General features: G+C 47.2%; 10 protein-coding genes. 8 read left to right on the top strand and 2 right to left on the bottom strand.

Annotation, left to right across the window (positions count from 1 at the left end; translation table 11 throughout):
* Positions 1-452: YitT family protein (locus tag B2899_RS12845; protein ID WP_286886326.1), on the bottom strand; the 452-nt coding region annotated here is incomplete at its 3' end.
* 367 nt (positions 453-819) lie between these two features.
* Between B2899_RS12845 and B2899_RS12850 the strand changes: the two genes are divergently transcribed.
* Positions 820-2,127: a hemolysin family protein gene (locus B2899_RS12850; protein ID WP_146808225.1), complete on the top strand. Its 1,308-nt coding sequence runs from the start codon at positions 820-822 to the stop codon at positions 2,125-2,127.
* Between the two features lie 107 nt (positions 2,128-2,234).
* Here the strand turns inward: B2899_RS12850 and B2899_RS12855 are convergent, their stop codons facing one another.
* Entirely contained in the window at positions 2,235-3,500 is a 1,266-nt protein-coding gene (locus B2899_RS12855; protein WP_174760581.1) for an MFS transporter, read from the bottom strand.
* A 204-nt stretch (positions 3,501-3,704) separates the two neighbouring features.
* Here B2899_RS12855 and B2899_RS12860 point away from each other — a divergent pair, with 204 nt between their 5' ends.
* From B2899_RS12860 to B2899_RS12890, 7 genes are all read left to right on the top strand, one after another.
* Positions 3,705-4,277: a thermonuclease family protein gene (locus B2899_RS12860; RefSeq protein ID WP_146808223.1), complete on the top strand. Its 573-nt coding sequence runs from the start codon at positions 3,705-3,707 to the stop codon at positions 4,275-4,277.
* 378 nt (positions 4,278-4,655) lie between these two features.
* The gene (locus tag B2899_RS12865; RefSeq protein ID WP_146808251.1) at positions 4,656-5,822 is read left to right on the top strand and encodes a hypothetical protein; all 1,167 of its coding nucleotides are present in this window, start codon (positions 4,656-4,658) and stop codon (positions 5,820-5,822) included.
* 11 nt (positions 5,823-5,833) lie between these two features.
* On the top strand, positions 5,834-6,274 hold the full coding sequence (locus B2899_RS12870; RefSeq protein WP_146808222.1) for a hypothetical protein: 441 nt from the start codon (positions 5,834-5,836) through the stop codon (positions 6,272-6,274).
* 132 nt (positions 6,275-6,406) lie between these two features.
* Positions 6,407-7,267, top strand: coding sequence for a hemolysin family protein (locus B2899_RS12875; RefSeq protein WP_286886330.1), 861 nt, complete (start codon positions 6,407-6,409; stop codon positions 7,265-7,267).
* A 303-nt stretch (positions 7,268-7,570) separates the two neighbouring features.
* A complete protein-coding gene (locus B2899_RS12880) occupies positions 7,571-8,923 on the top strand; it encodes an aspartate aminotransferase family protein (RefSeq protein ID WP_146808220.1) in 1,353 nt (450 codons plus the stop codon).
* Between the two features lie 7 nt (positions 8,924-8,930).
* Positions 8,931-10,469, top strand: a complete 1,539-nt coding sequence (locus tag B2899_RS12885; protein WP_286886333.1) for a pyridoxal phosphate-dependent decarboxylase family protein — start codon at positions 8,931-8,933, stop codon at positions 10,467-10,469.
* A 5-nt stretch (positions 10,470-10,474) separates the two neighbouring features.
* A partial coding sequence (locus B2899_RS12890; RefSeq protein WP_286886349.1) for an IucA/IucC family protein occupies positions 10,475-11,970 on the top strand: 1,496 nt, incomplete at its 3' end.

An 11,970-nucleotide genomic window follows, 5' to 3' on the forward strand; every position in this document is an offset into this window, starting at 1 on the left:
GCCTGCTGAACACCATCTGTAAATCCTGAGTGGCGGAATATGAGACCGATTCCGCTACCCAATATAAGGCTACCAAAAAACGCAGCAAGAGGCGGGTCTTCAATCAATGGAGGAAAAGGATGGAGAAGGATAGTTACCGCAGATAAGAGAAATAAACCCAGCACAGCTAATAAAGCTCTGGATCGATTTATTCTCTTGCTATGATTAAAAATAAATGGAAGATTTATGAAAAATAAAAACACCCCCATCTGCATCTCTGTTATATGAGATAAGATACCTGAGATCCCGTTTACTCCACCTGTTATTATTCGGTTTGGAGTAAGAAACATTTCTAATCCAAAAGCAGCTAGAAATGCTCCGAGTCCAATAAAAAATACCCGTTTCCATATTGTTCGTTTGTTTTTTGGTTCCTTATAATAAAAGTGCTTTAATGGAGTGTCGTTGTTTTCCATTTCTTTTCCTCCCCTACACATCCCAATGACTTCAACCAACAACAGCGCAAAAGCATTAAATTTGATTGCCTACTGTTTTCTTTATATAAAAAATTCTTCCTGACGTTTAGTTATACTATACCGGATAAGGGAAATTTACTCAAAATCTATTTCGAGGCTTACATGAATCAAACAGCGAGAAAACGGAGGGGGCGGGTATTACAATGAAACCTTATTGTCTTTTTGTCCGTATAGTAAGAATAAACATCAGCGTAACGTGCTGCTGTACAAAACGATGTTAGCTTTGTTTGTCTGCCATAAAATAAGACAAAAATAGTAAGGTGTAAATCAATACTTAATTTTTTGGAGGTGACCCTTCGGGGAGTAGATGGAAAGTATTATTAACCTAAGTTTGGTCGCAGTTTTAATTATCGCCACGGCGTTTTTCGTTGCCGCCGAGTTTGCGGTGATTAAGGTGCGGCCGACCCGGATTAACCAACTGGCGATGGAAGGAAACAAGTCAGCCATTGCCGTACAGCGTATTATCGATAATTTGGACGGCTATTTATCGGCCTGCCAGCTTGGCATTACCATTACTGCGCTAGGACTCGGCTGGCTGGGGGAGCCGACCGTTCACCATCTGCTGCATCCGCTGTTCCTCAACTACAATGTGCCGGAGCAACTCGCCAATACGCTTTCATTTATTCTTGCGTTCTCATTCATTACGTTTTTGCATGTTGTGCTTGGCGAGCTTGCCCCAAAATCGCTGGCCATTCAAAAAGCGGAGGAACTCAGTCTCCGGTTAGCCCGTCCGCTTATCGCTTTCTATAAAATTATGTATCCGTTCATTTGGGCACTGAACGGCTCCGCGGGTCTGTTTATCCGTCTGTTTGGGATGAAGCCGGCCAGTGAGCATGAGCATGCGCACTCGGAGGAAGAGCTTCGCCTCATTCTGGCGCAGAGTCTGGAAAGCGGGGAGATTAACCCGGCGGAATTTACGTACATGAACAACATCTTTAAGTTTGATGAGCGGGTGGCGCGGGAAATTATGGTGCCGCGTACCGAGATGGCATGTTTGTATGCCGAGAATAGCCTGCAGGAGCATCTCCAGACGATTCGTCAGGAAGGGTTTACCCGTTATCCAATCGTCCAGGAAGATAAGGATCATGTTCTTGGGATTATCCATACAAAAGAGCTGTTCATGAAGTATCTCGAAAACCCGAACTTGGAAGTTACAACAATGATGCGTCCGGTCCTGTTTGTGAATGAAGCCACACCACTGGAAACGCTTTTGAAGAAAATGCAGAAACAGCGGAGTTCTCTGGCGATTCTTATTGACGAGTACGGCGGTACATCGGGACTGGTAACTATGGAAGACATTCTGGAGGAAATCGTGGGTGAAATCCGGGATGAATTCGATGTGAATGAGCGCCCCCCAATAGAAACGGTTGGCGAAAACCACTATATTGTAGACAATAAAGTGCTGTTGACAGAAGTGGAAGAGTTAACGGGGGTGTCTGCCGACCCGGAATTTGACACTGTTGGCGGTTGGGTTGCCACTCAGGTTCCAAGCATCGAAGAAGGCCAGAAAGTCGAAGTGGAAAATTGGGAGTTCACCGTCCGTGAAACGGATGGATTGCAAATCAAGCGGGTTGAAATTAAAAAGATCGCAAAATCAAGTTCGCCAGAAAGATAAGATGAGAAAAACTCGCGGGCGTTGCCGCTCGTGCTTATTCCACTAGGAGGCAAAACGGAAAAAGCAGCGGCCGACACACGCCCCGCAGGTTTTTCTTATGATTATGCTCATTTCACTATTACTTTTTCTACATACGGTTTTGCCGTTTTACCGATCCTCATGACAATACCGGCTGCCAGGAAGCAGAAAATCCCTGCCAGGATAAACGTAAAGAAGTAGCTGTTAAATAAATAATGGAGGAATCCTCCGCCATAAGCGGCAAAGGCGGCGCCAATCTGATGGGAAGCCATAATCCATCCGAACATGATGCCGGCGTTTTCCTTGCCGAAAATATCCGTAGTTAGACGAACGGTCGGCGGCACAGTGGCTACCCAGTCCAAACCGTAAAAGACGATGAAGAACCATAAGCTCAAATGGGCGGAGTCCAAAGCAGAGGGCAGAAACAGCAGGGACAGCCCTCGTAATCCGTAATACCAGAAAAGCAGCCAGCGATTGTTAAAGCGGTCGGAAAGCCAGCCGGAGACGGTCGTTCCGATAATATCGAATATACCGATAAGGGCAAGCATACTGGCGGCTTTCACTTCCGGGATACCGTGCTCGATGCAGGCGGGAATAAAGTGCGTACCGATGAGCCCGTTGGTGGAGAAGCCGCATACGAAGAAGCTACCCGCCAGAAGCCAGAAATCCCGTGAGCGAATCGCTGTCCGCAAGCCGTCTACAGCGCTGGCAAAAGGATTGCTTTGATTTTGCGGAATCTCTGTGATGTCCTCCGTTCCCCCATATGGGGCCAGTCCTTTATCCGATGGGTAATTGCGCATAAAGAAAGCGATAATAACAAACATGATGACCGATACAATAGAAATCATCCAGGTGGCTGTCCGCCAGCCTTCGGAAGTGACCAGTTGGGCCAGAATAGGCAAAAAGATAAGCTGACCCGTAGCCCCGCTCGCGGTCAGTATGCCTACGACCAACCCGCGCCGCTTCACAAACCAGCGGGTAGCCACCATAGCGCTAAGCACGACCGTACATCCGCTGCCGATGCCTACGATGACACCCCAGAGAAGATATAACTGCCAGGCAGACTTCATCTGCGTAGTCAGAAAAGTGCCTGCAGCAAGCAGTAATAAAGCGAAAGAGGTGACTTGACGGATGCCAAACCGGTTCATAAAGGCGGCGGCGAACGGACCGAACAATCCGTATAACAGCAAGTTAATGGCTAATGCGAGCGAAACGACTGTACGCTCCCATCCGAATTCCTGTTCAAGCGGAACCATCAAAACCCCGGGCGTAGAGCGGATTCCGGCGCCGACCAGCAGGGCGAAGAAGGCGATGGCTACGATAATCCATCCGTAATGTAAGCTTTTTGTTTGCATAATGTTCTGTTATCTCCTTTAAATAAGCGCTATGTATACTATACAATCGATAACCACCTTTTTAAACTGAAAATTATGAAAATGCTCATCGGATTTTATGATAATTGCCATGTGAGTAAGCGAAAAGAAACAATTATTATAAAATGAGGATATAGATTCATAATTAATACAAGGAAACAAGGACAGAAATGGTGGTATGCGAGAATGAAACAAAGAATCGGATGGATGATAGTGGTTTTGCTTGGCGTATGGCTGCTGGCTGCCTGTGCCGCGGCACCGCCCGATAACGGGCAGGAAGTGAAAGCGGTGGTAGAGATAAAGGGAAAGAAGTTGCAGAAGGCGACCGTCACAAGGGTGGTGGACGGTGATACGATTGTAGCGAAAGTAAGAGGCAAAGACTACAAAGTTCGCCTTATTCTTGTTGACACACCGGAATCGAAGGCGCCGAACCGTCCGAAGGGATATCTCGGTGAAGAAGCGAAAGAATATACGACACAGCGCTTGGAAGGCAAAGAAATCTGGTTGGAGAAGGACGTACAGCCCAATGATCGTTACGGGCGCTGGCTGCGTTATGTATATGTGGATGTGAATGACGGCAAAGGCGAGTTCTTTAATGGAACACTGGTACGCAGCGGATTGGCCCGGCTGGCGACATTCCCGCCCAATGTAAAATACGTTGATGCGATTCGCGAATGGCAGACGGAAGCGCGTGAAGCCGGGCGCGGGGTGTGGAAAAACATGAAAGAAGCATTTCCGGATCGGGAGATCGAAAAGTAGCACGTGCTTGCTTTAAAATCTAAAAAACCTTGAATTCTAAACCCTTTTTAGAATTCAAGGTTTTTTTATTTTAAATTCTTTATACAAATTTTGATTTGAAAGTCTCAATACATGTATGGCAGTCATATTATTAAGTACTATAGAGAATTGTTTAAGGGGGTAAGCAGTAAAGGGGGTAAAAAAATGCGAAAAAGAAAGAGGAAAGCGAATAGAAGTACGTTAATTCCTTGGAAGCCGAAAAATGCTGACAAAAAAAGAACAGAGTCAATGATGAGTCCTGCTTATTCCGGGGCTATACGGTTAACAAGCGGGTTATCCCAAAAGCAAGGTTTTGGTACGGATGTTAACAGAGGAAGAAACCATCCAAAGGAGGACAATATGAGCGTTTTTAAGATTAAAAGGTTCAATAAGGATTCCGGAAATTCCATTGAACAATTTATGGTGAACGGTTATTATTTCGAGCTAACAACTAACGTGGTAGAGCTTAGCGTGAAGGAAGCGAATGCTCATTTTACATCAAGAATTGATGATCCGAAGGAGTTTCTGAAAAATGTTCTTATCTCATCCGTTATTGATGATCGGGAACGTTTCTTCTTAATAGGGGAGGCAGCAGAAAACCATCAGTTAGGTAACAAGCATATCGCTAAACTACATAATAAAGTCGAGTCAGAAATTCCTTACATCTGTTTCTTAGCCGGTGTTGCCTACTATCATGTTCTTCATGCAGAAAGTCCGGATCAGAGTAACGTTGAGATTGATTATTTCTCAACCATGCTTCCGATTTGGCTGTTGAAAAAAGCAGATAAATTTTCAGATATGCAGGAGCAGATGGCTGCACGCTTCCGTGGTGAACATAACGTGACGATCTTTACTCCAGGAGCTGAGCGTACTTTATCAATTAAAGTAGCTACATCGAAATGCCGGATCGAGGGTGCCGATGCCAGGTGGGCAATTAAGAAAAACTTCAGGCTGGAAAACAATGATCTGGCAAATCAGTTTAATGATTTTGATACCCTTATGCACGACATCGGGGCAGGAACCTGTGATTTGGCATTTCTTCCCGCTGGATTGAAGGCACCGAAAAACAGGGATGCGCTGCAGTCTCTTACAGACATTTCTTATCTGAAGCATATCGAGAAGTTAAGAACCGAAAAGCTGCTGGAGTTTTTCCCGGATGTTCGTTCTTTAGAGAAATTCATTTATGAGAACATCGATAAATCTGAAATGAGGTTACTAGATGGAAAGAGCGGGAAAACTACTGACCTTACAAAGGTGATTCATGAATCTCTGCGTAACTACGCGGAAATATACAATGCAAAAATAGAGAATACATTCCCGTTACCACAAGGGAAGATGTATAAAAATGTGTATCTCGGCGGTAATGGAGCGGTGCTACAAAAATTTATTGAAGAAGTAATAGCAGAAAAATATGGAGAAGAAATTCAGCAGCAGTATCACATCTTTCTGCCCGATGCACGTAAACTCAATCTGTATGCATTGGAAATCCTTAGCCTAAATGAAACTGCTACAGCTACAGCGCAATAGGATGATATTTTATGAAGTCTAAAAGACGACCCGTAATTAATAAAAGGCGATCCGTAATTAGTAAAAGACAATCTGTCATTAATGAAAGACGATCTGTAATCAGTATTCGTACAAAGTTCATGAGCAGTGAAGTATATCGAATCCTAAATAATAAATCAAAAAACATAAATGAGCTTCCGGCTTATATAAATCGCTTAGTAGAGGAAGATTTATATAGAGAACGTCGAAACTGCCGGGAAGATGAACTCTTGGCCCTGATTCGGGAAATGCGCAAAGAACTTGAGGCGTTGCGAAGAGAAATCATGCTTCGTCCAACGATGCCTGCTGGTTATCAAGAAATAATGGCGGTAGAAGAAAAGGCGGTTAGGGAAGAAGATTTTACTGAAGGTCAACTGGTGTATGAAGAAGAAGTAACCGGAAAGATTGAAGAAGAGATTGATTTCGATTTATAGACCGTCCCTGTGGCGGTCTTTTTAGTAGTGTAGGAAAGGATATGTTGCTTTACAGTGATAAAAAAGCCTTGCGTGTATGAGATTGCGTGACGGAGGTGGACCTTCGGGAAGCGGATGGACGGGGTCATAAGTATGTTGTGTGTCACTGTGCTTCTTGCCGCCGCCGTCTGGTTGGCGGTCCGCCTGCTTCCTCGGAAGTCGGCGGTCGGGCATGCCCACCCGGAGGAAGAGCTTCGCCTGCTTCTGGCGCAAATCCTGGATAGCGGAGAAATTAACCCCACGAAATATGCATACGTAAATAATATTTTTAAATTCAGCGAGCGGGTGGCGCGCGAGATTATGGTGCCGCGGACGGAGATGGTCTGCCTGTATGCGGGAGAGAGCATGAATGCGAATTTAAAAACGATTCGTGCTGAAGGATTTACCCGGTATCCGGTTGCGGGCGAGGACAAAGACCATATTCTCGGCGTGGTTCATACGAAGGAACTGTTTATCAAGTACCTTGGGAATGCGAACCTCTCGCTTATGGATATCATACGTCCGGCGCTGTTCGTCAATGAAGCCACACCGCTTGAGAAGCTGCTGGAAACTATGCGGGAGAAGCGGACATCCATCGCTGTCTTGATTGACGAATACGGAGGAACCGCAGGCATGGTTACCATGGAAGACATTCTGGAAGAAATCGTAGGCGAAATTCGTGACGAGTTCGATACACATGAACGTTCGCCGGTCGAGACGCTCGGCCCGAGCCATTATATGCTGGATAACAAAGTGCTGTTGTCTGAAGTGGCAGAGCTGACCGGAATTGAACCGGAAGACGGATTCGATACGATAGGGGGCTGGGTGGCAGCCCGTATCGCCGGTATCCGGGAAGGGATGTATATTGATTGCGCGCAATGGCGATTTACGATTAAGAAAACGGAAGGAATGCAGATTAAGTGGCTTGAAGCAAAGCGGATTGAAAGAGTTGTGGAAGAAAAGAACGGGATATAACTCAAGCAGATAAATAAGAGTAAGACCTGAAGGTGTCTGGCGAAGGCCGTCCCTTCAGGTCTTTTTGCGTTTGGGAAAAGGTAGAGGGGACATATCGGAAAAATGGGTAATTTTTCCTGTTTTTGGCATCGACTATATTATCAGAGTATTTATATTAATTCGTGCATAATACCCACGGATCGAGCAAAAAGAATCATAAATGAGAATAGCTCTCAAGTATTGTTGACAATGATAATCTTTATCAATTAATCTGATGTTACAAGTGTTATTGAAAATAATTTCCAATTAGAAAGGAAGTTTTGTATGCCAATAAAACAGGTTTCGAAAAACCAGGAGCTTCTTGAACAGCAGGAAAGACGGGAATCCAACGCACGGTCGTATCCGAGAAGAATTCCGATTGCAATCGATAGAGCAGAAGGTGTATTCGTCCATGATGTCGACGGCAAGCGGTATTACGATTGCCTTGCAGGCGCGGGTACATTGGCGCTTGGCCATAACCATCCAGTTGCTATTCAGGCCATAGAGCAGGTGATTCGGGACAAGCGCCCTTTACATACGCTGGATTTAACGACACCGGTGAAAGAGGAGTTTATAAACGAGGTGTTTTCCAGTCTTCCGGAGGAATTCGCGAAGCGGGCAAAGATCCAGTTTTGCGGCCCGACAGGCGGGGATGCGATCGAAGCTGCAATTAAGCTGGTAAAAACCGCGACAGGAAAGCGCAGCATTCTTTCGTTCCAGGGCGGTTATCACGGCTCAACGCAAGGGACCATGTCGCTGAGCGGAACGCTCGGCCCGAAGGAGAAAGTGCAGGGGCTGGTCCCGGACGTTCATTTTCTCCCCTATCCGTATGCGTATCGTTGCCCGTTTGGCGTCGGCGGAGAAGAAAGTCACCGCATTAGCAGCCGCTACATTGAAAATCTGCTTGATGATCCGGAAAGCGGCGTGCTTCCTCCGGCGGGAATGATTTTTGAAGTAGTCCAGGGCGAAGGAGGCTCAATTCCCGCACCGATCGAATGGATTCGCGAGATGCGGAGAATTACCAAGGAGCGGGGCATCCCGCTTATTATCGACGAAGTGCAGACGGGTATCGGACGTACCGGCAAACTGTTCGCTTTTGAACATGCTGACATTATCCCGGATGTCATCGTTCTCTCCAAAGCCATCGGCGGCAGTCTTCCGCTGTCTGTCGTTATCTACGATAAAGACCTGGATCAATGGTCTCCGGGCGCCCATATCGGTACATTCCGGGGAAATCAAATGGCTATGGCGGCGGGAGCGGCCACATTGAAATTCATTAAAGAAAACGATTTGGCATCCCATGCCGGACGGATGGGTGAAAAGTTGATGGATTCTCTGAAAGAGCTGCAAGAGGATATCCATGAAATCGGAGACGTAAGAGGCCGGGGGCTGATGGTCGGAGTCGAAATCGTAAATCCGCTGTATCAGCCGGCGCCAAACGGCAGCTATCCCGCCAATCCCGAACTGGCAAGCAAAATTCAGCGGGAGTGCTTTAACCGCGGACTCATCCTGGAAGTTGGCGGGCGGCACAGCAGTGTCGTAAGATTCCTTCCTCCTTTGATTATCACGGAAGAGCAGATGAACGAAGTCATCGCAATTTTCAAGGCAGCTGTCCGGGCGGCCGTCCAAAAGGGGTGAGATGCTTATGAAACAAGACATGCCAGTAAAGTCCGAAATCTCTCAAGAAAGTCTGTCTTATGTTCCTTCACTTTTCCTCCATTCGGGGAAAGAGGGATTGCAGGCTTACAGGCAGGCGGTTGATCTTGTCAAAGAAACGCTGTCGAAATTCTATGCGGCCTATCCAAAACCATATAGCGGAAAGGCGCCTAAAGAGGTAGGAGTTGACGTTAAAAGTTTGTGGCCTATTTCAGAGGCGGGAGAGAGCTTGCAGGACGTACTGCAAGAGATTTATACAAGCCTTCTCTCCAATGCCATCCATGTAACGCATACGAAAAGCATTGCACATCTGCATTGTCCTCCACTGATTCCCGCTTTGGCTGCGGAGATGATGATCAGCGCATTGAACCAATCCATGGATTCCTGGGATCAAAGCGCGGCCGCTACGTACCTGGAAGAAGAAATGATCCGGTGGCTTTGCGGCGCGTTCGGATATCAGGAAGGGGCGGACGGTACGTTTACAAGCGGGGGGACACAGTCCAATTACATGGGACTGCTTCTTGCCCGGGATGCTTTCTGCTGGAAACACTGGGGATGGAACGTCCAAAAGGACGGACTGCCTCCGGAAGCCCGCCGCCTGCGTATCCTTTGCTCGGAAGATGCACATTTTACGGTGAAAACATCCGCTTCGCAGCTCGGCCTGGGTGAGAATTCGGTTGTGCTCATCAAAACGGACCATCGGCGCCGGCTGTGCGTGAAAGACCTGCATCAAAAGCTTGCGCAATTACGGCAGGAACAGCTTTTTCCGTTCGCCCTTGTGGCCACCTGCGGTACTACCGATTTCGGAAGCATCGATCCGCTGCGGGAGATGGCGAAGCTCGCAAAGGAAAACGGCATATGGCTCCATGTGGATGCGGCTTATGGCGGAGCTTTGCTGTTAAGCCGGGATTTCTCCGGAAAGATGCAGGGAATTGAGCTGGCGGATTCCATTACGGTAGACTTCCATAAACTTTTTTACCAGCCTATCAGTTGCGGAGCTTTCCTGGTAAAAGACGGTACAAGTTTTCGTTTTATCCATCATCATGCCAATTACCTGAATCCCGTTGAGGATGAAGAAGAAGGAGTGCCGCACCTTGTCAATAAATCGGTTCAAACGACAAGGCGGTTTGATGCATTGAAGCTTTTTGTTTCGTTAAGAGTCATCGGAATAGAACGATTTGGCGAAATGATTGATTATACGTTCCGTCTTGCGCAAGCGGCCGCGGACCGAATTTCCGAAATGGATAAGCTGACCGTCCTGAATAAACAGCCGGAGCTTAATGCGGTAGTGTTTCGCTACCAGCCCGATTTCTGCCAGGACAAAGAGATGGTAAATAAGGCAAACAGGCTGATTTGCCGGATGCTTCTTCAAAGAGGAAGTGCGGTAATCGCCAGAACGAGCATCGACGGAACGGCCTATCTTAAATTTACGTTGCTGAACCCGAGAACGACCATCGAAGACATCGAGAGCATCCTTGAGGAAGTTCAAAAGCTTGGCGACATGTACATAAGGGGGGGAATTCATTGAATCACATGAAAGATATCGCGGAAAGAGCCACGATCCAAAGCTTCTTGAATTGCTATTTGCGTGAAACAGAAAATTATACGGAGCGTTCGCCCGGACTGTTCGATAATAAGTTGTTTGCAAATCATGTGCATGTACCGGAAACGGTTCTGGTCAGCTCGCTGTCTTCCCAGCAAATAGAGATCATCATTCCTGTCCGCTATTGGTCGGCGACAGGCAGACATTTATTTTCGTTTCCGATTTATTATCGAACGAAAGAATCGTCGGACCCGCAGCCAGCCGATTACGTTACGCTGGTCTCGCTTATCACGAAGGAGCTTTTGCTTGAACAGGGCCGTACGGATGCAGAAGACGAGTTTATGCTGCGCGTCATATTAAGTTGCAGGAATATACGGCGCTATGCGGAAAGCAGAGTGAAGGATGCGCTTGCGCTTGCCGAACCTGATTTTTCGTTCATTGAGGCGGAGCAATCGCTTCTCTTCGGCCATTTGCTGCATCCAACCCCAAAAAGCAAGCAGGGGATTTCAGAGGAAGAAGAACGGATTTTTTCTCCGGAGTTGAAGGGGAAATTCCAGCTTCACTATTTCAAGGCGCACCCGTCCATCGTCCTGCAGGATTCGAGTACGGGAACTTCGGCGGCTGACATGATACGAGAAGAAATGAGAAGCGATCCGGCCATGGAGGAGAGGTTTATAGAAGCGTATTGCCGGAGTGACGGGTTTATTCTGCTGCCCGCCCACCCTCTTCAGGCCAGCGCCCTGGTGGAGAAACCGGAAGTACAGGCGCTTATGGACAGAGGGCTACTGGAGTATCTGGGACCAAAGGGAAGGCTGTTTACCGCGACTTCTTCCGTCCGCACGGTGTACAGCAGGCAAGCCCGGTATATGTATAAATTTTCCGTCCCTATTAAAATTACGAATTCCTTAAGGGTGAACAAGCAGAAAGAATTGGACAGGGGAGTGGAAATATCCCGGCTTCTGCAGACGGAAATCGGAGAGCGGCTTAGCCAAAACCACAGGCATTTTCACATTATCAAAGATCCGGCCTACCTAAGCATCAAGCTACAAGGAGAAGAATCGGGGTTCGAAGTAGTTATGAGGGAAAATCCTTTCTATCAGGACGACCGAAATGCAAGCCTGATTGCCGGTTTATGCCAGGATCATGCGTACGGCGAAACATCCCGGCTGGGCTCCATTGTCAGAGAGATTGCCGCGAAAGAAGAGCGGACAGTGGAGGAAGTGAGTGTCGATTGGTTTGAGAGGTATCTTTCTATTTCCCTCGATCCGCTCATCTGGCTGTACGAAGAGTACGGAATTGCTCTGGAAGCGCACCAGCAGAATTCCATCGTAAAGCTGAAAGACGGATACCCGGAACGGTTCTACTATCGTGACAATCAAGGCTATTACTATTGCGAATCGAAAGCGGAGCGGCTTGCAGAGCTAATACCGGGATTGAGTCAAAAAAGCAGTACGATTTGCGCGGACCATGTGGCGGAAGAGCGGCT

Source organism: Aneurinibacillus sp. UBA3580 (assembly GCF_002375825.1).
GTDB classification, from domain to species: domain Bacteria; phylum Bacillota; class Bacilli; order Aneurinibacillales; family Aneurinibacillaceae; genus Aneurinibacillus; species Aneurinibacillus danicus.

Coding starts and splice junctions, on each gene's coding strand:
- B2899_RS12885 (WP_286886333.1), top strand. CDS start 8,931: ATGAAACAAGACATGCCAGTAAAGTCCGAAATCTCTCAAGAAAGTCTG.
- B2899_RS12875 (WP_286886330.1), top strand. CDS start 6,407: ATGTTGTGTGTCACTGTGCTTCTTGCCGCCGCCGTCTGGTTGGCGGTC.
- B2899_RS12850 (WP_146808225.1), top strand. CDS start 820: ATGGAAAGTATTATTAACCTAAGTTTGGTCGCAGTTTTAATTATCGCC.
- B2899_RS12870 (WP_146808222.1), top strand. CDS start 5,834: ATGAAGTCTAAAAGACGACCCGTAATTAATAAAAGGCGATCCGTAATT.
- B2899_RS12860 (WP_146808223.1), top strand. CDS start 3,705: ATGAAACAAAGAATCGGATGGATGATAGTGGTTTTGCTTGGCGTATGG.
- B2899_RS12855 (WP_174760581.1), bottom strand. CDS start 3,500: ATGCAAACAAAAAGCTTACATTACGGATGGATTATCGTAGCCATCGCC.
- B2899_RS12865 (WP_146808251.1), top strand. CDS start 4,656: ATGAGCGTTTTTAAGATTAAAAGGTTCAATAAGGATTCCGGAAATTCC.
- B2899_RS12880 (WP_146808220.1), top strand. CDS start 7,571: ATGCCAATAAAACAGGTTTCGAAAAACCAGGAGCTTCTTGAACAGCAG.